The organism is Novosphingobium sp. Gsoil 351 (assembly GCF_009707465.1).
Classification (GTDB): domain Bacteria; phylum Pseudomonadota; class Alphaproteobacteria; order Sphingomonadales; family Sphingomonadaceae; genus Novosphingobium.
The window spans coordinates 592803-613593 of the sequence record NZ_CP046120.1 but is presented as its reverse complement, the minus strand read 5'-3'; the positions used below and the strand labels follow the sequence as shown (position 1 = coordinate 613593).

20 protein-coding genes, 1 other RNA gene and 1 pseudogene are annotated in these 20791 nt (G+C 66.6%); 13 read left to right on the top strand and 9 right to left on the bottom strand.

From position 1 onward, the window contains the following. Positions 1-27: 27 nt before the first annotated feature. The 6 genes from dapA (at position 28) to recA (ending at position 6168) form a co-directional block, all read left to right on the top strand. Positions 28-909 carry a 4-hydroxy-tetrahydrodipicolinate synthase gene (gene dapA / locus GKE62_RS02900; protein WP_154690929.1) on the top strand — a complete coding sequence of 294 codons (882 nt, stop codon included), beginning with the start codon at positions 28-30 and terminating at the stop codon, positions 907-909. Between the two features lie 63 nt (positions 910-972). Then, the gene (gene smpB / locus GKE62_RS02895; protein WP_154690928.1) at positions 973-1455 is read left to right on the top strand and encodes an SsrA-binding protein SmpB; all 483 of its coding nucleotides are present in this window, start codon (positions 973-975) and stop codon (positions 1453-1455) included. Beyond that, positions 1455-2000, top strand: coding sequence for a DUF2062 domain-containing protein (locus GKE62_RS02890; protein ID WP_230206880.1), 546 nt, complete (start codon positions 1455-1457; stop codon positions 1998-2000). Before smpB ends, GKE62_RS02890 begins: the two co-directional genes overlap by 1 nt. After that, the gene (locus tag GKE62_RS02885) at positions 1997-2551 is read left to right on the top strand and encodes a DUF2062 domain-containing protein (RefSeq protein WP_230206879.1); all 555 of its coding nucleotides are present in this window, start codon (positions 1997-1999) and stop codon (positions 2549-2551) included. The genes GKE62_RS02890 and GKE62_RS02885 overlap by 4 nt, the downstream gene beginning before the upstream one ends. Before the next feature lie 68 nt (positions 2552-2619). Continuing rightward, complete coding sequence (locus GKE62_RS02880) at positions 2620-4989, top strand: response regulator (RefSeq protein ID WP_154693526.1); 2370 nt, start codon at positions 2620-2622, stop codon at positions 4987-4989. Between the two features lie 111 nt (positions 4990-5100). Next, a complete protein-coding gene (gene recA / locus GKE62_RS02875; RefSeq protein WP_154690927.1) occupies positions 5101-6168 on the top strand; it encodes a recombinase RecA in 1068 nt (355 codons plus the stop codon). A gap of 156 nt (positions 6169-6324) precedes the next feature. Here the strand turns inward: recA and GKE62_RS02870 are convergent, their stop codons facing one another. The 3 genes and pseudogenes from GKE62_RS02870 to GKE62_RS02865 all read right to left on the bottom strand — a co-directional run. After that, a complete protein-coding gene (locus GKE62_RS02870) occupies positions 6325-6927 on the bottom strand; it encodes a hypothetical protein (protein WP_154690926.1) in 603 nt (200 codons plus the stop codon). Positions 6928-6947: 20 nt separating this feature from the next. After that, positions 6948-7640, bottom strand: coding sequence for a hypothetical protein (locus tag GKE62_RS19355; protein WP_255453598.1), 693 nt, complete (start codon positions 7638-7640; stop codon positions 6948-6950). Next, a pseudogene (locus GKE62_RS02865) lies at positions 7537-9048 on the bottom strand (elongation factor G); the annotation flags it as partial. The pseudogene GKE62_RS02865 and the gene GKE62_RS19355, both read right to left, overlap by 104 nt. A gap of 250 nt (positions 9049-9298) precedes the next feature. Between GKE62_RS02865 and GKE62_RS02860 the strand changes: the two are divergent. From GKE62_RS02860 to GKE62_RS02845, 4 genes are read left to right on the top strand one after another with little or no spacing between them, the layout of a single operon-like run. Beyond that, entirely contained in the window at positions 9299-10027 is a 729-nt protein-coding gene (locus GKE62_RS02860; RefSeq protein ID WP_195908567.1) for a trans-aconitate 2-methyltransferase, read from the top strand. Between the two features lie 4 nt (positions 10028-10031). Continuing rightward, positions 10032-11000, top strand: coding sequence for a diacylglycerol kinase family protein (locus GKE62_RS02855; protein WP_154690924.1), 969 nt, complete (start codon positions 10032-10034; stop codon positions 10998-11000). Next, positions 11000-13666: an alanine--tRNA ligase gene (alaS, locus tag GKE62_RS02850; RefSeq protein ID WP_154690923.1), complete on the top strand. Its 2667-nt coding sequence runs from the start codon at positions 11000-11002 to the stop codon at positions 13664-13666. The genes GKE62_RS02855 and alaS overlap by 1 nt, the downstream gene beginning before the upstream one ends. Before the next feature lie 26 nt (positions 13667-13692). Then, positions 13693-14292: an SOS response-associated peptidase gene (locus GKE62_RS02845; RefSeq protein ID WP_154690922.1), complete on the top strand. Its 600-nt coding sequence runs from the start codon at positions 13693-13695 to the stop codon at positions 14290-14292. A 7-nt stretch (positions 14293-14299) separates the two neighbouring features. Here GKE62_RS02845 and GKE62_RS02840 read toward each other — a convergent pair whose 3' ends face one another. From GKE62_RS02840 to GKE62_RS02820, 5 genes are all read right to left on the bottom strand, one after another. Further along, positions 14300-15082 (bottom strand): SDR family oxidoreductase, encoded by a 783-nt coding sequence (locus GKE62_RS02840; protein WP_154690921.1) that lies wholly within the window; start codon positions 15080-15082, stop codon positions 14300-14302. 1 nt (position 15083) lies between these two features. Continuing rightward, the gene (locus GKE62_RS02835; RefSeq protein WP_154690920.1) at positions 15084-15611 is read right to left on the bottom strand and encodes an NUDIX hydrolase; all 528 of its coding nucleotides are present in this window, start codon (positions 15609-15611) and stop codon (positions 15084-15086) included. 109 nt (positions 15612-15720) lie between these two features. Then, positions 15721-16401, bottom strand: a complete 681-nt coding sequence (locus tag GKE62_RS02830; RefSeq protein WP_195908566.1) for a TPM domain-containing protein — start codon at positions 16399-16401, stop codon at positions 15721-15723. Beyond that, positions 16401-17225 (bottom strand): YgcG family protein, encoded by an 825-nt coding sequence (locus tag GKE62_RS02825; protein WP_154690918.1) that lies wholly within the window; start codon positions 17223-17225, stop codon positions 16401-16403. Before GKE62_RS02825 ends, GKE62_RS02830 begins: the two co-directional genes overlap by 1 nt. Positions 17226-17243: 18 nt before the next feature. Beyond that, the gene (locus tag GKE62_RS02820) at positions 17244-17921 is read right to left on the bottom strand and encodes a LemA family protein (RefSeq protein ID WP_154690917.1); all 678 of its coding nucleotides are present in this window, start codon (positions 17919-17921) and stop codon (positions 17244-17246) included. A 183-nt stretch (positions 17922-18104) separates the two neighbouring features. Between GKE62_RS02820 and mscL the strand changes: the two genes are divergently transcribed. The 3 genes from mscL to GKE62_RS02805 all read left to right on the top strand — a co-directional run bounded on the left by mscL (position 18105) and on the right by GKE62_RS02805 (position 19965). Further along, positions 18105-18518, top strand: coding sequence for a large conductance mechanosensitive channel protein MscL (gene mscL, locus GKE62_RS02815; RefSeq protein WP_154693525.1), 414 nt, complete (start codon positions 18105-18107; stop codon positions 18516-18518). Between the two features lie 42 nt (positions 18519-18560). After that, positions 18561-18904, top strand: a transfer-messenger RNA (tmRNA) gene (ssrA, locus tag GKE62_RS02810). Between the two features lie 113 nt (positions 18905-19017). Continuing rightward, positions 19018-19965, top strand: a complete 948-nt coding sequence (locus tag GKE62_RS02805; RefSeq protein ID WP_154690916.1) for a glutaminase — start codon at positions 19018-19020, stop codon at positions 19963-19965. Here the strand turns inward: GKE62_RS02805 and GKE62_RS02800 are convergent. Continuing rightward, positions 19962-20744: a hypothetical protein gene (locus GKE62_RS02800; protein ID WP_154690915.1), complete on the bottom strand. Its 783-nt coding sequence runs from the start codon at positions 20742-20744 to the stop codon at positions 19962-19964. The two genes, GKE62_RS02805 and GKE62_RS02800, sit on opposite strands and share 4 nt — an antisense overlap. Between the last annotated feature and the right edge of the window lie 47 nt (positions 20745-20791).

The window sequence follows — 20791 nt, the reverse complement described above, 5'->3', positions numbered from 1 at the left end:
TTCTGGCCAATTCGGGGAGTCCTGTCCATGTTTTCCGGCTCGATACCGGCGCTTGTCACCCCGTTTCGCGACGGGGCGTTCGATGAGAAGGCATTTCGCCGGCTCGTCGACTGGCAGATCGATAACGGCTCGAACGCATTGGTGCCGTGCGGCACGACCGGCGAAGCCTCGACTTTGTCCAACGCCGAGCACCACCGAGTAATCGAGGTCTGCATCGAACAGGCGGCCGGACGAGTGCCGATCATCGCCGGATGCGGGTCGAACGACACGATGAACGCGCGCCTGCACATGAACTTTAGCCGCAAGACCGGGGCGGCGGCCGCGCTATGCGTCGCCCCTTACTACAACCGCCCGAGCCAGGCCGGGCTGATCGCGCACTTCAGCTTCCTCGCCGAAAACAGCGCGCTTCCAATCGTGCTCTACAACGTGCCGGGTCGCACGGTTACCGACCTGCTGCCTGAAACGGTGTGCGAACTGGTCAATCGCTTCCCCGAGCGGATCGTGGGGATCAAGGACGCCAGCGGCGATCTCAGCCGGGTCACCGACCACCGGATGGGGATCGAGGGCACTTTCTGCCAGCTATCGGGCGACGACGAGCTGGCGCTGCCGTTCAACGCCGCGGGCGGGGTGGGTTGCATCTCGGTTACCGCCAACGTCGCGCCCAAGCTGTGCGCCGAGTTCCAGCAGGCCTGCGCCGACAACGACCTGGTCAAGGCGCGTGAACTCAACGACCGGCTCTATCCGCTGCACTATGCGATGTTCGAGGATGCCTCGCCGGGACCGGTTAAGTACGCGCTGACCCGCGTCCACGACTGGCTGACCGAAGATCTGCGCCTGCCTTTGACCCCATGCAGCGCCGCGGCAAGGAAGGCCGTGGATGCAGCTCTGGAGCATGCCGGACTGGCCTAAATCGGTCCGACTCGGCCGGTTATCGATTCCATTTTCTGCACATCGTCCCTACATGCGCCCACCATGGCCCGTCCGACCCCCAAAGCCTTCGACAAGGCGAAGACCGTCGCCGAAAACCGGCGCGCGCGGTTCGAGTATTTCATCGAGGATGTGTATGAGGCCGGGATCATGCTCACCGGGACCGAGGTCAAATCGCTCCGCTTCGGCGAGGGCTCGATCGCCGAGAGCTATGCCGAGGTGAAGAACGGCGAGGTCTGGCTGGTCAATTCCAACATCCCCGAATTCAGCCACGGCAACCGCCACAACCATGTGCCTAAGCGCCCGCGCAAGCTGCTGCTGCACGAGCGCGAGATCGCCAAGTTCCACGGCGCGGTCGAGCGCAAGGGGATGACGCTGGTCCCGCTCTCGGTCTATTTCAACGGTCGGGGCCGGGCCAAGGTCGAGCTGGCGCTGGCCAAGGGCAAGAACGCTGCCGACAAGCGCCAGACGATCAAGGACCGCGACTGGCAGCGCGACAAGGCGCGGATCATGCGCGAGAACGGGTGATGAGCTCGCCGATCGCCCGCTTCGCCGCCTGGGCGCGTCGCGCCATGCCGACGCGCGAGCAGATGGGGCGCAGCCGCTGGATTCCGGCGCGCGTGCTCGAAAGCCAGCTATGGCGCTTCACCCGCCGCTCGGTTCCGCGCGGGGTCGCGCTGGGGCTGCTGGTCGGTATCCTCCTGCCCGTCGCGCAGATCATCTTCGCCGCGATCCTCAGCTTCCCGACGCGCGCCAACGTGCCGGTGGCGGCACTGACGACGTTCGTCACCAACCCGTTCACCACTCCGTTTATCTGGGCCGCATCGTACCAGGTCGGCGCGTGGCTGCTGCGGATCGACGCGGCGGTCGCCGGGGGGCCGATCGACCACCTGTTCCAGATCACCGACCTGTGGAGCGGGATCCAGTGGCTGACTTCGGAAGGCAAGGTGCTGGCTCTCGGGCTCGTGGCGGTGGCGGTGGTTGCCGCGGCGGCCGGCTATCTGCTGACCAGCCTCGTGTGGCGCTGGTGGATCATCCACAAGCGCCGCCGCCCGTATGGCGCGCGCCCGTGAGGGCGCGCTGGCGCAAGCTGATCCCGACGCCCGCGCAGATCGAGCGCAACCGCTGGCTCAGGCCGTTCGCGCACCGCCTGCTGCGGTCCGAGTTGTGGCGCTTCACCCGCCGTTCGGTGCCGCGCGGGGTTGCCCTGGGGCTGTTCGTGGGCGTGATGATCCCGCTTGCGCATTTCGTTGTCGCCGCGTTCCTCGCGGTGTTCATTCGCGCCAACATTCCCTCTGCCCTGGCCGCGACTTTTATCGGCTTTCCTCTGATCTATCTCGCCCTGGTCGCGCTCGCCTACCGGATCGGCGAGTTCCTCCTTCACATCGACGCGCTGACCGTGGTCCAGCCGATCGGTGAGACGCTCCAGAGCACGCAAGGCGGCGACTTGCTCCAACGCCTTACCGGCGCGGGGCTGGATACCGCGCTCGGCCTGCTGGTCATCGCCTCGCTGCTGGCTTCGGCGGGCTATGTGCTGAGCGGCGTCTTCTGGCGCTGGTGGGTGACGCGGCGGCGGCGGATGCGGCTGGCGGCGCGGCGCCAGGCGCGCGAGGCGGCGGCGTGAATCAGGCGCTGACCGCCGAAACCAGCGAACCGCCCGCACCGGCTGGAGAGCGGGCACTGCTCGGCGGGATGCTGCTTGCGTCCGCCGGGCTCGTCTGGTTCGTTTCGGGACAACCGCTGATCGCCGCAGCTTATGCCGGCGGGCTGGTCGCGCTGGGCGCGATTGGGCGCGTCCTAATCCGGACCCGAACACCCGCGCCCGTCGCTGAATTCGCCCCACCCGACTGGTCGGTGACCCAGGCCGCGATCGAACGCTCCGATGCCGCGGTATCGATTACCGATCGCGCGGGACGACTGGTTTGCGCCAATTCCCGGCATGAGGAATGGTTCGGGGTCGCTACCGCGCCGCCGCGGCTGGCGTTCGACCCCGGCGCGCTCGAACGGCTCGACCGCGCCGCCCGCGCCGCCTGGCGCGATGGCGAGGCGAGCGCCGAGGGCCTGGAGGGCGGGGGAGTTGTCGATGGAGCCAATGGCCGCTGGCGCGCGGACGTACGCCGCAGCGGACGAGGCGAGGATTTCCTGATCTGGACTCTCAGCCCGGTGATCCGGAGCGATGCCGCCGCCGAGGCCGTGCGGGCGATTGGCGGTAAGCTTGGCAAGGTGCTGGGAGAGGCGGGCTTGCAGGCTGCGGTGGTCGCTCCCGATGGTGCGATCCTTTCCGCCAACGCCTCGTTCGTCCAGCGGGCCACCGGAGACGCTGCGGCCACCCTCGCAGGCAGTTCGTTCGTTTCGCACCTGCGCAGCGACGAGGCTGACCGCATTTACTTCGCCCGCGAAGGCCGCAAAGGGCCCGCGCTGCGCCTCGTCCACCTCCCGCTGTTCGATCCCGATACCCGCGCCGCATCCGATCCGGCCAACGATCCGGTGGCGATGATCCTCCTCGAAAGCGGGGTCGGCGAGGGCGAGAGCCAGGCCGGCATTCCCCAGATCGAGGCGCTGCTCAGCCGCCTGCCGCTGGGGCTGGCGATGTGCGAGCGCGATGGGCGGTTCCTGTTCGCCAACGAAGCGTTTCTGCGCGCCGCCGGACACGATGATCGCATTGCGCCGCCCTATCCCAGCGACCTGGTGATCCGCGAAGACAAGGGCGCGCTGGCCGATGCGGTGCGCCGCTATGCGCAAGGCTCACCCGCGGCCGGAGACATGGCGGTGCGCCTGCGCACCGCGCCCGAGGACCCGGTGACGCTGAGCATCGCCGGAGTCCGCGGGCTGGGCGAGGGCGCGGTGCTGCTCAGCCTCAAGGATTCCTCCGAGGAGACCCGGCTCAAGCGTCAGATCGCCCAGGCGACCAAAATGCAGGCGGTTGGGCAATTGGCGGGCGGGGTCGCCCACGATTTCAACAACGTGCTGACCGCGATCATCGGTTTTTGCGATCTGATGCTGCTGCGACACACCCCCGGCGACAGCGACTACGACGACATCCAGCAGATCCGCGCCAACTCAAACCGCGCCGCGAGCCTGACCCGCCAGCTTCTTGCCTTCTCAAGGCAGCAGACGCTGCGCCCACAAGTGCTCCAGTTGCCCGACGTGGTCAGCGATGTCAGCCAGATGCTCAAGCGCCTGCTCGGCGAGCGGATCGCGCTGGCGGTCGATCACGACCGCGATCTGGGCGCGGTGCGGGCGGACAAGACCCAGCTCGAACAGGTTATCGTCAACCTCGCGGTCAACGCGCGCGATGCGATGATCGGGAAAGGCGACGGGGCGGGGACATTGAAGCTCGCCACTCGCCGCGTCACCGCCGCCCAGGTCCGCAAGATGAAGAGCGACGTCCTCCCCGTCGCCGACTACACCGCGCTGATCGTGTCCGACACCGGGGGCGGCATTCCGCCAGAAAACCTCGGCAAGATCTTCGAACCGTTCTTCACCACCAAGGAATTGGGCAAGGGCACCGGTCTCGGCCTCTCCACCGTCTATGGTATCGTCAAGCAATCGGGCGGATTCGTCTTCGCCGAAAGCGAGACAGCTCCGGCCCCGCACAGCGGCACAACCTTCAGCATCTACCTGCCGGTCCATGTCGAGGACCAGCAAGAAAGGCCCGCCGCAGCAGCCGCCACGCCCGCTCCCGCGGCGTGGAGCGGGGGTGGGCATGTGCTGCTGGTCGAGGACGAGGACACCGTCCGCATCGTCGCCGAACGCGCGCTGGTCCGCGCCGGGTTCACCGTCGTCGCGGCGCGCGACGGTGAGGAAGGGCTCGAGCGAGTCCAGGCCGGCGAGGCCTTCGATCTGGTGGTTAGCGACGTGGTGATGCCGGTGATGGACGGCCCGGCGATGGCCCGCGAAATCCGCAAGCTCGCGCCGGCGCTGCCGTTCCTGTTCATGTCGGGCTATGCCGAGGAGCAGCTTCGCCGCGAGATCGACATCCCCAACATGCACTTCCTCCCCAAACCCTTCAGCGTCGCCCAGATCGGCGAGGCGGTGGAAGGCGTGCTGCGGCGAGGCTGAGCGGACCGGAAAAATTTCCGTTCCCCCCTTGTTCCTGTAGAACAAACGCGATACACGCACCTTCGGTTGACGGCCAAGGCCGCCGCACTCTAGGCCCAGGAGGCACCCGGAATGGCCGCGAATCTCAAGCTCGTACAGGAAGGCAAGGACTCCATGGACCGGCAGAAAGCGCTCGATGCGGCGCTGGCGCAGATCGATCGCGCGTTCGGCAAGGGATCGGCGATGAAACTCGGCTCGAAGGAGACGATGCAGGTGGAGACGATCTCCACCGGCAGCCTCGGGCTCGACATCGCGCTGGGCGTCGGCGGCTTGCCGCGGGGGCGAGTGATCGAGATCTACGGCCCGGAAAGCTCGGGCAAGACCACGCTCGCGCTGCATGTCATCGCCGAGGCGCAGAAGGGCGGCGGCACCGCAGCGTTCGTCGATGCCGAACACGCGCTCGACCCGGTCTACGCCAGGAAGCTGGGGGTCGACATCGACGAGCTGATCGTGTCGCAGCCCGACACCGGCGAACAGGCGCTCGAGATCGTCGACACGCTGGTGCGGTCGAACGCGATCGACGTGCTGGTGATCGATTCGGTCGCTGCGCTGGTCCCGCGCGCCGAGATCGAGGGCGAGATGGGCGACAGCCACGTCGGCCTCCAGGCGCGGCTAATGTCGCAAAGCTTGCGCAAGCTCACCGGCTCGATCAGCCGCTCGCGCTGCATGGTGATCTTCATCAACCAGCTGCGGATGAAGATCGGGGTGATGTACGGCAATCCCGAGACCACCACCGGCGGCAATGCGCTGAAATTCTATGCCAGCGTCCGTCTCGACATCCGCCGCATCGGCCAGATCAAGGACCGCGACGAGATCGTCGGCAATGCCACCCGCGTCAAGGTGGTCAAGAACAAGGTCGCCCCGCCGTTCAAGCAGGTCGAGTTCGACATCATGTACGGTCAGGGCGTGTCCAAGATCGGCGAGATCCTCGACCTTGGGGTCAAGGCCGGGCTGGTCGAGAAGTCCGGCGCGTGGTTCAGCTATGACAGCGTCCGGATCGGTCAGGGCCGCGAGAACGCCAAGACCTTCCTCAAGGAAAACACCGAGATGTGCGATCGTCTGGAAGCTGCGATCCGCAGCCGCACCGACAAGGTCGCCGAGGAGATGATGGCGGGTCCCGACGGGGACGATGACATCTGATCCTCATCCCGTCGCTACGGCGGCGGTGCAAACCCAGGACCGGCGCGCTCCCCGGCAGGAGCGCGCCGGTTTGGGTTTTAAGGTTGCTCCTCAAATCTCCCCAGACCCGCTCGACACGAGCGAAATTGGTGCCGATTTCATGCGCGAAGCTCTCGTTCAGTCGGTCGTGGGCCGCTGCTCGGGTAGCGACACCAACTTAATCCCGCGCGCCGCCAGATTGGAGGCGAGCGCCGCAAGATAGACGCACGACACCTGGTTGTTCGCCTCGCCTTCCAGCCACGGCACGATGACCTCGGCGGTGCCGGTTCCGACACTCCCGGTCGGGGCATCGCAAAGCCGCTCTAGCTTGCGGACATAGCTACCGAGGCTCTCCTTGCCGGGCGCGTAGTCCGGAACTTTCGCCTTGCGGTTCACCTTGAGCCAATACTTCGCCTTGCGCACGCCGAGCACCGCGTATTCGCGCTCGAGTGCTGCGCCATAGCGCTGCGCGAAAGCGAGATCCGCCGCCTTCAGCTCGATACCGCGGTCGATCAGCACCCGGGCGAGGCACCCCGCATTCACCGTCGCGGGTTGCCGCGAAGCGGACAGCGTCAGCAGGGCATCCGGTGCGCTGTAAGTCACCTGGCCGCTGCGGGTCACCACCCCGCAGCTCCGCAGCCCCGCCTGGAAATCGCGCACTTCGGGATCGCCGCCGCCGAACGTTGCGCAAGCCGCAAGCGCTGCCGCGATCGCCGTGACCGCCACAAACCTTGCACGCACCATCAAGGACCTTCCAAAGCCTAGCCGGCTCCCTCCGCCACCCGCGCCTTGATCACCTCGTCGGCATGCCGTCCTGTCAACTCGGCCAGGTGATCGAATTCGGCGGTATAGCTCGCCAGCCCCTGGCTCAGCGACCTCAACTCCGCGTCGAGGCCATGCAGCTCCGCTTCGGGCAGCATCGCCTCGATGCGTTCCCACCGATCCCAGTCGGGGTGCTGACCCAATCCGAGGATCTGACCGCGCCTGCTAGACAGCACCGATCCGGCCTTGCTCCCAGTACCGGGCGGAGTGTCGATCGTCACCCTGCACACCGGTTCGAGCAGATACGGTGCGCATTGCGCGAGGCCTTCGTGCATCGCGATCCGGCCGGCGGTGCGGAAGGCCAGTTCCGAACTGTCGACCGCGTGGAAGGAGCCGTCGGTCAGCTTCACTGCGACATCGACGACCGTAAAGCCGAGCGGCCCGCGCTCCATCGCATCCTTGATGCCTGCTTCCACCGCGGGAATGTACTGCTTGGGAATCACCCCGCCGGTGATCCTGTCCTCGAACACAGAATCCTTCGCCGCGCTCGAGCGGGCGGATTTCAATCGTGCAGTCGCCGTACTGGCCGTGCCCACCCGATTGCTTCTTGTGGCGTCCCCGCTGCGTCGCCGACTTGCGCACCGATTCGCGATAGGCGATCCGTGGCGGGGCCGTGTCCACCACCACCCCATAGCGTCGCTTGAGCCGCGCCACGGTCAATGCCAGATGCTCGTCGTTGATTCCGCGCAGCAAGGTTTCATGCGTCGCGTCGTCTTGGGTCCATTCGAGCGCCGGGTCCTCCTCGCACAGCCGGTGGAGCGCGGTCGAGAGCTTGACGTCGTCTTGACGATTGCGCGTGGTGATCGCCACCCCGGCGTTGCGCGCCGGATACGCGACCGTGCGCTCACCGTTCAGCCTCGCGTTCCGCGATCCCAGCAGCATCCCGCTGCGCGCGGCATCGATCTTAGCTACCGCGACGATGTCGCCCGCACGCGCCTCGGGCTGCTTGACGGTCTTCTCGCCCTGCATCGCAAAGAGCGATCCGGCGCGTGCGGGTTCGCCCGCGATCAGCAACTCCTCGCCTTCCCGCAGCGCGCCCCCCAGCACCCGCCCCAGCGCGAGCCGCCCCATCGCGCCGCCGTTGGCGATCTTGAACACATGCAGCGCGCCGCCCTCGGCCAGTCCGACCCGATCTGCCGCGGCGTCGGGGGCCGGAGTCTCGTGGCGCAGCAGCTTCATCAGTCGACGCACCCCGCCTCCGGTGGTGGCCGAGCCGAACAGCACTTGGACCACCTTGTTACGCCCCGTGTCGGCCGCCATGTCGGCGACGATCAGCCCGCGATCGGGCTCCTCGTCCATAAGAAGGGTGTCCATCAGGTCGTCGTCAAAATCGGCAAGCGTCTCGAGCAGTTTCTGGCGCTCCACCTTTTCGCGCGCGGTCAGCTCGATCGGGATCGCGATGCACTCGGATTCCTTGCCCGCGCGATAGCGATACGCGCGTTCGAGCGCGACATCGACATAGCCGACTACGGTCTCGCCTTCGCGGATCGGGAATTGGCGAAGCGCGAGCGGCTCGCGGCTCATCGGTTGGAGCGCTTCGAGCACCTCACGGATCGATCCGGCGCGCGCGGCGTCGATCTTGTTGACGAAGATGACGTGGGGCAGGCCTAACTCGTCGATCCGCCGCAGGAACGGCTCGGCGAGCGTGGCTCGCGCGGCGTCGGGATCGATCACGACAATCGCCAGGTCGACCGCGGGCAGGGCCGCGAGCCCGTCGGCGGCGAAGCCGACGCCGCCGGGGGTATCGACTAGCGCGAACCGGTCGTCGAGATAGTCGAAATGGAGCAGGTTGATTTCGGTTGAGCCGCGCCGCGCGCGCGCTTCGGGGCTGGCGTCACCGACGCTGCTACCGGCTTCGACGCTGCCCTGGCGGTTGATCGCGCCGCTGGCGTAGAGCAGCGCTTCGGCCAGGCTGGTCTTGCCGGTCCCCGCGGGTCCGATCAGAGCGATCGCGCGAGTGGCGGCGGCCCGAACGCCTCCCGCGCCGCTCGCTACACTGCCGGTGGTGGGGGTCCTTGCCTGCGGTGCGATGGTGGCCATCGTCGGCTCCTCTCCGAATTGATTGGAGCGCGCCGGGCCCGTGCTGCGCCCGAAGCGCTGGGATGCGCCATGCTGTGCCTCTCGCGCGCGAGTCGCAAGCGGATTCACGTGGCCGACACGCTTGCCGCGACGGGCAGGGGGCGTAAGACGGTAGGATGACCGAAACCAACGAATGGGAAGGCCCGGTGGGCCGAAGCTGGGCTTCCGAGTGGGAGCGGACCGACCGCAGCTTTGCTGCGATGACTCCTATTTGCTGCGCAGCATCGCCGCGCTACCCGGCCGCGACATCGTAGACATCGGCTGTGGGGCGGGCGAGGTTTCGCTGGCGGTGGCCGCTGCCCGGCCCGGCGCGCGGGTGCTAGGGATCGACATCTCCGCCGATCTGGTCGCCACCGCCACGATCCGCTCGCAAGGCCATGCCAACTGCGCCTTCGCGCTCGCCGACGCATCAACCTGGCAGCCCGATCGTGGCGAACCAGACCTTTATATCTCGCGCCACGGGGTGATGTTCTTCGCCGATCCGCCTGGTGCTTTCGCCCATCTGGCACGAGTCGCGGCGGACGATGCGCAGCTTTGTTTTTCCTGCTTCCGCTCGCCGCGCGAGAACGAGTGGGCAAGCGCGCTGGGCGAACTGATCGGCGGCGGCGGCTTGGCCCCCGGCGATCCGCACGCGCCGGGACCGTTCGCGTTCGCCGATCGCGACTATGTCGCACGGCTGCTTGGTGGGGCCGGATGGCGCGACATCGAGTTTGCCCCAGTCGACTATCGTTACCTCGCGGGCAGCGGGAGCGATCCGGTGGACGATGCCCTGGGTTTCTTCATGCGCATCGGTCCCGCGGCGCGCGCCTTGCGCGAACTGCCCGAAGCCGAGCGTGCGCCGGTCGTTGCGCGGATCGAACGCTTTCTCTCGGAACGATCCGCGCACGGCGAGGTTGCCTTTCCTGCAGCGGCCTGGATCGTGACCGCATCGAAAGCATGAACGCATGAATGAGCCGGTGGCGGTGATCGTCAACACCAGTGGCGGCACCGCTTCTTCGCTCGGCGACAAGCTCGAGGCGACCGTGCGCGCCGCCTTCGCGGGGCAGGAGATTGACCTGCGCCTGGTCGAGGGCAAGCACATCACAGAGGCGGTGAAGGCCGCAGCGGGACGTTCGGTCGTGGCGATCGGCGGGGGCGACGGAACGCAGGGTTCCGCCGCCGCGACCTTCGCCAGCAGCGAGACCGCGCAGATCGTCCTGCCGCTCGGCACCCGCAATCACCTCGCAAAACAACTTGGCATGCCTGCCGACCTTGCCGAGGCAGCCAAGGTCGCCGTCGGTGGCAAGGCAGAGCAGATCGATCTCGCGAAGGGCGGAGAGCGGGTCTTCGTCAACAACGCCTCAATCGGTCTTTACACCAAGCTGGTGCGCGAGCGGGACCGTCGCTGGGGACCGAAATGGCTGGGGACGATCCCGGCGACTTGGATCGTCCTGCGCACGCTGCGCGCCAAGCCGATGATGCTGTGCATCGACGGCAGGCGCGAACGCGTCGTCACCCCGCTGCTGTTCATCGGCAACAACCGCTACTCGCTCGAAGCGGGCAGTGTGGGCCAGCGCGAATCGCTTAGCGACGGCGTACTCTCGCTGTTCGTGGTCGCTCAGGCGAGCCCGCTAGCGCTCATCGCCTTCGCTTTCAGGGCGCTGTTGGGCAAGGCAGACGGGGAGCGCGATTTCTGCGCGCTAGCCGATGCGAAGGAAGTGGTCGTCGAAGGCCGCGGCGCAATCGACGTCGCCTTCGACGGTGAGGTCGAGCGCATGGCGCTGCCGCTGACCTTCGCGATCATGCCCGGCGCGCTTAAAGTGCTGGTACCGCACGAAGCTGCCAGCCCTGATGCCCCTCCCGCAGGCGGGAGGGAACGGCAATCCTTAAACCGCTTGCCGCACCGCAGCGGGGAACCTAATTCGCTCGCGTGATGACCCCTACCAACGACATCCGCCGCTCGTTCTTAGATTACTTCGGCTCGGCCGCGCACGAGATCGTGCCCTCGGCGCCGCTAGTGCCGTATAACGATCCCACGCTGATGTTCGTCAACGCCGGTATGGTGCCGTTCAAGAACGTCTTCACCGGGCTGGAAACGCGCACCAACCCGCGCGCCACCTCCTCGCAAAAGTGCGTGCGCGCCGGGGGCAAGCACAACGATCTCGACAACGTTGGCTACACCGCGCGGCACCACACCTTTTTCGAGATGCTCGGCAACTTCAGCTTTGGCGACTACTTCAAGGAGCAGGCGATCGTCCACGCGTGGACGCTGCTGACCAAGGAGTGGGGGCTCGACCCCGACAAGCTGACCGCCACGGTCTATCACACCGACGACGAGGCGTTCGATCTGTGGCGCCGGATCGCCGGGCTGCCCGACGAACGCATCATCCGGATCGCCACCAAGGATAACTTCTGGGCGATGGGCGACGACGGCCCCTGCGGCCCGTGCAGCGAGATCTTTTACGATCACGGCGCGCACATCGCCGGGGGGCCTCCGGGCAGCCCCAACGAGGACGGCGACCGCTTTGTCGAAATCTGGAACCTGGTGTTCATGCAGAACGAGCAGGCCGGCGGCGAGATCGTCGGCGACCTGCCCAAGAAGAGCATCGATACCGGGATGGGGCTGGAGCGCGTCGCAGCGGTGCTCCAGGGCGTCCACGACAACTACGACATCGACTTGTTCAGGGCGCTGATCGCCGCTTCGGAGAGCCTGACCGGGGTTGCGGCTCAGGGCGAGAATCAGGCGAGCCATCGGGTGATCGCGGATCATCTGCGCTCGGTCTCGTTCCTACTCGCCGATGGGGTACTGCCCTCGAACGAGGGGCGCGGCTATGTCCTGCGCCGGATCATGCGCCGCGGCATGCGCCACGCGCATCTGCTTGGCGCCAAGGATCCGCTGATGCACCGGCTGGTCCCCGCGTTGGTCGCCGAGATGGGCCAGGCATTTCCGGAACTGGGCCGTGCGCAACCCCTCATCGAGGAGACTCTCGAGCGGGAGGAAATCCAGTTCCGGCGGACGCTGGCCAATGGGTTGCGCTTGCTCGACGAGGAGACCGGTGGGTTAGGCGCGGGTGACAGCCTTCCGGGGGAGACCGCGTTCCGCCTCTACGACACCTTCGGCTTCCCCTATGACCTGACCGAAGACGCCCTGCGAGCACGCGGGATCGCGGTAGATCGAGCGGGCTTCGATGCGGCGATGGCGCGGCAGAAGGCGGCGGCGCGCGCGGCGTGGAAGGGCAGCGGCCAGGCCGCGGACGGCGAGCTGTGGTTCGACATCGCCGAGCGGGAAGGGGCAAGCGAATTCACCGGCTACACCGCGACCGAGGGCGAGGGCCGGGTGGTCGCGCTGATCAAGGACGGTGCCGAAGTCGCCTCCGCTGACGCGGGCGAAGCCGTGATCGTCCTAACCAACCAGACCCCGTTCTATGGCGAAAGCGGCGGCCAGACGGGCGATGCGGGCGTGATCACCGGGCCGGGCGGGCTGCGGATTGCCGTCACCGACACCGCCAAGCCGCTGGGCCGTCTCCACGCGATGTACGGCACGGTCGAGAGCGGGCGGATCGGCGTGGGCGTGACCGTCCACCTCCAGGTCGACGCCGAGCGCCGCGACGCGATCCGCGCCAACCATTCGGCCACGCACCTCGTCCACGCCGCGCTGCGCAACCGGCTCGGCGAGCATGTGACGCAAAAGGGCTCGCTGGTCGCCGCCGACCGTCTGCGCTTCGATTTTTCGCACCCCAAGGCGTTGACGGACGAGGACATCGCCGCAGTCGAGGCCGAGGTTAACGCTGAAATCCGCGCCAACCAGCCGGTCACCACCCGACTGATGAGCCCGGACGATGCGATCGAGGCCGGCGCGATGGCGCTGTTCGGCGAGAAGTACGGCGACGAAGTCCGCGTACTCGGGATGGGCCGCACTGGCGATGGCGGGCGCAACTATTCGGTCGAACTGTGCGGCGGCACGCACGTCACCGCGACCGGCGATATCGGGGTGTTCCGGATCGTATCCGAGAGCGCGGTCAGCAGCGGCGTTCGTCGGATCGAGGCGCTCACCGGCGAGGGAGCGCGGACGTGGCTGGTCGGGCGTGAGGAAACACTGAAGGCGGTGGCGGCAGGCCTGCGCACGTCGCCCGAGGAGGTCGAGGCGCGCGTCGCCGCGCTGGTCGAGGAACGCAAGCGGCTCGAACGCGAGCTGGCCGAGACGAAGAAGGCGCTGGCACTGGGTAGTGCGGGCGCTGCCGCGTCCGGACCGACTGACGAGGAAGTCGCCGGCATCAAGTTCTCGGGTCAGGTAATCGATGGCCTGGAAGCCAAGGAACTGCGCGGACTGCTCGATCAAGCCAAGGCCCGGCTGGGTTCCGGCGTTGCGGCGATCGTCGCGGTCAGCGAAGGTCGTGCGGCGATCGCGGCGGCAGTCACCGACGACCTGACCGCCCGCTTCAGCGCGGTCGATCTCGTTCGCGCCGGGGTCGAAGTGCTCGGCGGAAAGGGCGGCGGGGGGCGGCCTGACATGGCGCAGGGCGGCGGACCGGACGGCGCTAAGGCGGCAGAGGCGATCGCGTCGGTGAAAGCAGTGCTGGCGAGCGAGACCGTCGGCTAGTCGTTATCGGTCAAGGCGGAACGACCGTGTGCAACCTCTATCGCATGACCAAGGCCCGCGACGAGGTTGCGCGACTATTCGGCGTTCCGTTGGGAAGCATCGGCAACACTCCTGACGAGATCTATCCCGGCTATCCCGGGCTTGTCGTGGCAGCCGATGAGCTGCGCTCGATGGCCTGGGGCTTTCCCTTGAAACTCAAGGACGCCCGACCTGGGGCGAAACCGCGTCCGGTCAACAATACCCGCGCCGACAAACTCGACAACTTCATGTGGCGCCATAGCTTCCAGGAACGGCGTTGCCTGATTCCGGTGAGCGAGTTCGCAGAGGCCGAGGGCGAGCGGGGGCGCAAGACTCGCACCTGGTTCCGCCTGCCGGGCCAGCCGGTCTTCGCGGTCGCAGGAATCTGGCGGAACACCGCGGAGTGGGGTCTGGTCTTTTCCATGATCATGACCGAGGCCTGCATCCACGTCGCCGATGTTCACGACCGCATGCCGGTGATCCTCCAGCCTGAAGACTGGACCGATTGGCTCGATGGCCCACCCGGTGGAGCAGGCCTGTTGTGTCGCCCCTATCCCGGAGTGATGGCGGTAGAGCGCACCGCCGAACGCTGGGTCGCGCCGCGCTGAGCGCTGCTCACATGGCGCTGATTCCGCCGTCGAGCTTGACCTCGGCCCCAGTCATGAATCGGCTTTCGTCGCTCGCGAGGTAGAGCACCGCGTTCGCCACGTCGCTGGGCTCGCCGACGCGCTTGAGCGGGATCTGTCGCGCCAACTTCTCCATGATCACCTCTTTGGGATGTCCGGTCGATTTCGTCATTCCATCAAGGATCGGAGTATCGATGAAGGTTGGGTGGACGGTGTTGCTGCGGATGTCCCACCGGTTTTTGGCGCAATACAGCGCGACCGATTTCGACAGCATCCACACCGCCGCCTTGCTGGCGTTGTAGCCGGGCATGGTGTCGCTGGCGATGAGCCCGGCGATCGAACTGATATTGATGATCGAGCCCGGCTGGTGGTCCTTAAGCAGCGGAATCGCGGTCTGGCAGCCGAGGAAAACGCTTTCTACGTTGACGGCGAACCCGCGCCGCCACTCCTCCAGCGTACAGGTCTCGATGTTCCCGCGCACCCCGATCCCGGCGTTGTTGAGCAGCACTGACAGCCCGCCCATCGCGGTGCGCGCGACGTCCACCGCCGCCTTCCAGTCTTCGGGGCTGGTGACGTCGAGCTTCTGCGCAAACGCGGTGCCCGCGCCGCATTCGGCGTTGATCGCAGCGGCGGTGGCTTGCGCGCCTTCCGCGTTTATGTCGGTGCACAGCACCTTGGCGCCCTCGCGCGCCAGCAGCGCCGCACTGGCAGCGCCCAGACCTTGCGCCGCGCCGGTGACCAGCGCCAGCTTGCCCGCAACCCTGCCTGTCATGTCAGCTCTCCCGGAGTATTTTCGGCCCCAGCAATGTCAGCAGCCGCACGTCGATGGCGTTGCCCATGACGCGCTGCGTGGCAAGAAAATCCTCGAGTCCGGCCAGGGCCACGCGATGGACGGTGATGTTCTCGCCGGCAGTCCCACCCCCCGGGCCGACTTTAGTCAGCCCGCTGGCGCGCAGCAGAGTGAAGCTTTCGGTGACCATGCCGGGCGAAGACCAGAACTCGCCGATGGTTTCCATCCGCGCTGCGCGATAGCCGGTTTCCTCTTCCAGCTCGCGGCCCGCCGCGGTTTCCGCGCTCTCGTTCTCGCCACCGTCATCGTCACCGATCAAGCCGGCGGGCAGTTCGATGCAGATGCGGTCCAAGGGAACGCGGAATTGTTCGACCAGCAGGACATGCCCGTCCTCGACTGCCAGGATCACCGCCGCACGGATGTTGCGCGCCCGGCTGACGTATTCCCACTTGCCCCGCGTCTTGGCGACAACGAAGCGGCCCTGCCAGACTATGATTTCGGGCTCGTTCACCCAACCATCCCGCTCATCCCGAGCGAAGTCGAGGGATCGCAGACAACCTTGGGTATCGCGCAACGCACCTCGAATTCGTTGGACACGAGCGGAGCTGAGAACCGTCGGTTCACACTTCGATCAGCCTGTCAGGCAACTCGTTGGTGTCGTCCTCGGCGCGCGGGAAGTGTTCGGCAAGGACCGCCCCGACTCGCCCGATCGCGGCGATCATGCCGTCGGCGATCCGCCCGGCTTTGATCTCAGGAAGCATCGCGGCCATCGCCTCGCCCCATACCTCGGGCGCGACCTTGCTGGTGATCGCCGCGTCGGCGACGATCTCGGCGCGGTGTTCGCGCATCGACAGGTAGATGAGGATGCCTGTCCGGCCATGGGTGCGTCGCTCGGCGCCGACTTTAAAGCAGGTGATTGCGCGGGCCAGCACGCGCCGCGATTTGACCGGCGACGGGATCAGCCAGAACTTAAGCGGCTGCCACAACTGGATGACCAGCATCCCGAGGAACTTTAGTGTCGCGACCCCGAGCGCGACCGCGAAAATCTCGCCGTGGGTCCATTCGTTGGCCCAGGCCCCGGTCATGCGGTCGATCAGCCCGAGGTAGAAGGCTGGGGCAAGCGACAGCGCCAGCAGCGCGGTCGCCGCGATTACCGCCGCCCAGGCGAGCGCGACGTCCCAGTAGCCGTCCGAACGGTCGGTCACAATCGTCACTATCTCACCAGCCGAACGCGCTTCGGCCGCGGAAACCGCGGCGCTGACCCGGTCGTGGTCGGCTTCGGAAAGCATGGTGACCGTCATCACCAACCCCCCGAGGCGCCGCCGCCGTTGAAGCCGCCGCCTCCACCGCCGAAACCGCCAAAGCCGCCACCACCGCCGCCGCCAAAGCCACCTCCGCTGCTCGAACCTTGCGAAAGTCCGCGGGCGATCTCGCTGGCACCCCATAGGATGATCGGCAGGTTGCTTCCGCCATCGCGGCCATAGCGCTGGCCACGCCGACCGCCCCGGCCGAATACTGCCATGAACACGATGATCATGAACGCCCAGAAGATGAACCCACCTATACCGCTTCCGCCATCGGACGAACCCTGCGCGTGGGCCGCGGCCTCGGCTTCGGCAATAGCCTTGGCCTCAGCGGGCGTGCGGTTGAGATCGGTGATGATCGCATCGACCCCGGCAGCAATGCCTCCGGCCAAGTCGCCCACCTTGAACCGGGGGGTGATTGTGTCGCGGATGATCCGCGCAGCCAGAATGTCGTTGAAACCGTCGTACTGCACTCCCCGCGCGGTGGCGATGCGGACGCGCCGTTCCTTGGGCGCTACCAGCAGGAGCACGCCCTGCTCGGTCTCTTTGCCGCCAATGCCCCAGGCCTCTGCCAATTGCTGCCCGTAAGTTACCTCGTCCAGTCCATCGAGCGAGGTGACCGTCGCGACAATGACCGCCCGCCCGGTGCTGGCGTTGTAAGCGCGCAACTTCTGGTCGAGCGCCGCTTCCTCAGCTGGCGGCAAGATGTCGGCCTGGTCGAAAACCGGGCCGGCGGGGCGAGGGGGAATGGCCGCACTCGCCGTGCTGCCGATCAGGACGGCGACGGCGAATGCGAACCAGATGCGCAACAGCGCAACCATTTGCGGCATTCCTACCGCTTACTGGGCGGCGGCGGTGGAAGCCGGCGTAGCGGGTTGCGCGTTGTCGTTGGCGGCAGGCGCCGGGGCGGCCGGAACGCCGAAATCCACCGTCGGCGCGGTCTCGGCGCCGGCCTCCGCCTTGAACGGGATCAAAGGTTTGGCGCCGTAGATCACTTTGGCCGCGATCACCGCGGGGAAGGTGCGGATCGTAGTGTTATATTCCTGCACCGCCTGGTTGTAGCGGGTGCGCGAAACGTCGATCCGGTCCTCGGTGCTGGCGAGCGCGCTCATCAGGTCGGCGAACCGCGCCTGGCTTTGCAGCGTCGGGTAGTTTTCCACCACCGAGCGCAACTGGCCCAACGCCTGGGTCAATTGGTTTTGCGCGTTCTGGAACTTCTCGAACGTGGCGGGATCGCTGAGATCGTCGGTGGTGATATTGATCGCGGTGGCGTTGGCGCGGGCCTGCGTCACGTTGGTCAGGATCGTGGTCTCGCTCGCCGCCGCACCCTTGGCGGTGGCGACCAGATTGGGGATCAGCGCGGCACGGCGCTGGTAGGCGCTCTCGACGTCGGCCCACTTGGCCTTGGCGTTCTCCTCGGCGGTAGGGACGGTGTTGATACCGCAGGCCGACAGCCCGGCAGCGGCGGCGATGACCAGGGTGAAGCGGCCGAGACGGCTGAAAATCGAAGCGGACATGGTGTGCGTGAACTCCACGGGGACCGTTCCCGGCAGATGCCGGACCGCCGCGGAAGATAGCGGGATGGGGCCTGTGTTCAAGGTGTTTTATGCGAGCAATACGCTCTGGCGCGGTTGACGTTGCCTGCGGTTGATCCGAGACTGATCGTGGGACGCGAGTTGACCGGGGAATGTGCGATGTCGATGGTGCAGGAATTCAAGACGTTCATCGCGCGCGGCAACGTGCTCGATCTTGCGGTCGGCGTGATCATCGGGGCGGCGTTCGGCAAGATCGTGACCTCGCTGACCGACGACCTGATTATGCCGGTGGTTGGGCTGGTCTTCGGCGGACTCGACTTCACCGACAAGTATGTGGTGCTCAGCGGCAGCGCGGCGCCGGGCTTGAGCCTGGAGGAGGCGCGCAAGGGCGGAGCCAACGTGCTGGCCTATGGCAGCTTCGTCAGCGCGCTGATCAGCTTCGTGATCCTGGCGTGGGTGATCTTCCTGATCGTCAAAGCCGCCAACAAGGCGATGCCCCCGCCCGAAGCGGCGCCGGCCGGGCCCAGCGAAGTCGAACTGCTTAGCGAGATCCGGGACGAGCTGAAACGGCGCGCTTGAGTTTCCCGCCCCCTTCAAGGGGGAGAGGGCAAGAAAAAGCAGTCACTTCACATTAATTGCCGAACGCCTATATGTCTTCGTGCCGGGTTCGCCCGGCTATGAGGATAAATTGTGCCGTGCAATAGATGCAGCGGACCCGGGGGCAGTACCCGGCGGCTCCACCAAATCCTTCGCTTCGGCGGAGGTTCTGACGGGGCCGAACCAGGATCGACGTGTATTGAAAAGCGGTATTTTCTTCCGGGCTGAGTAACCCGTTAAAGGCTCAAAACCCACAAGTGCCAATGACAATGAAGCACTCGCTCTCGCGGCGTAACCTGACGGCCTAACGGCCTGAAATTACAAAGCTAAAGCGCGGTTGGACCGACCGGGCAACAGAACGGATTCCAGCGGCCCGGGGGTGGGCCGGGCAACAGAACCACCCCCACCTCGTTCCCTCCGGACTATACAAGCCGCGCAGGCCGTGGAACATCGCGCTGGCCGCTGTCAGGGAAGCTGCGCCATGCTCGAACTCGATCGCATTGTCGCTGCCATCGCCGCCGAGATGAAGGCCGCGCCCGATCGCGGCAAGGTCGCCGACTATATTCCTCCTTTGGCCTGCGTCCCGCCGAGCAAATTCGGCATTGCGGTGGTCTTGGCCGACGGGACCTGCCACTTGGGCGGCGACGCCGAGGAGCCGTTCTCGATTCAGTCGATCTCCAAGGTCTTCGCGCTGACCCTGGCGCTGGGCGAACTGGGCGACGAGCTGTGGCGGCGGGTGGGGCGCGAGCCTTCGGGCAGCGCGTTCAACTCGATCGTCCAGCTCGAGAGCGAAAGCGGCATTCCGCGCAACCCGTTCATCAACGCCGGCGCGATCGTCGTCGCCGACATCCTGCTGGGCCGGTTCCGGCCGAACGAGGTGATCGGTAACCTGCTTCGCTTCGTCCGCAACCTGGCGGGCGACGAGAGCATCGCGATCGACGAGGCGGTTGCTCACGCCGAACACCAAACCGGCTTCCGCAACTTCGCCCTCGCCTATTACATGCGTTCGTTCGGCAACATCCGCCACGCGGTGGAAGATACGCTCAGCGTCTATTTCCACCAGTGCGCGCTGGCCATGTCGTGCCATCAGCTGGCGCTGGCAGGACGCTATCTGGCGAACGACGGGCGCAACCCCTCGACTGGGCAGAACGTCGTCACTTCGCAGCGCGCGCGGCGGATCAACGCGCTGATGATGAGCTGCGGACACTACGACAACTCCGGCGAGTTCGCCTTCCGCACCGGTCTGCCGGGGAAATCGGGGGTCGGCGGGGGCATCCTCGCGGTCGCGCCCGGCATCGCCTCGATCACGGTATGGTCGCCCGGACTCAACGAGAAGGGCAACTCGCAACTCGGCTCGCTGGCGCTGGAACGCCTGACCCAGGCCACCGGCTGGTCGGTGTTCGAGCCGAGGCCGGACAACTATGCCTAGGCAAACCGCGTCAGCCAATCCGCGAACCCGAGCCACGCCGCGGTGTGGCTGAACGGAGCGCGTCCGAACTGGACGATCAGCAGTCCGCCCAAGCCCCACAGCCACGCCGGGTGGACCCGCCCATCGCGCCGCCAGTCGACGGCCATTCCGTAGATCAGCAGCAGATCGAGTAGGAGCGATCCCACCAGCGGCCCGGTTGGCGGGGCTACGGGGAACGAAGTCGGCCGCATCCCCGGACCAACACCATGTTTGGCGAAGAAGAAGAACCGCGCCATCGCGGCCTGAAGCACGGAGCTGGTCGCTACGATGATCAGCCGCTTGTGCCAGTCGGCGCGGTTGAAGTTGAACGCCGCGGCCATGAAATAAAGGTAAAACACGCTGACCCCGGTGAACGGCACGATCAGGAACGCTCGCGCCGCGTCGCCTTCGCCATGGGCGAGCCGGGTGGACATGGCGGCGACTGCGGTGGCGATCCCGACGAGCAGCAGCATCGTCGCCAGCGAGATACCCGCCATTCCCCACAGGCGATGGTGCTTCACCCGTCCGCGGGCGATCTGCACGGCCTGCGAGACCAGCAGCAGCGGCCAGGCTGTGAAAACGAGGGCGTGGAGATGAACCAGGGGCGTGACGTCCGTGGTCCCCGCGGGCAGCTGCGACCAGTACGTCGGGGTGAAACCGAGCACCGCGATCAGCAGGGAGACAATCGCCAGCCCCAGGAAGGTGCGATCACGCGCGGCGGCGTGCGGTCGCGATAACGGGTCGGCTGCCAAGGTCGCCATCGGACCCTCCGTCGATGAGTTGGAAAGTGCGCCCGGTTTCGACAATG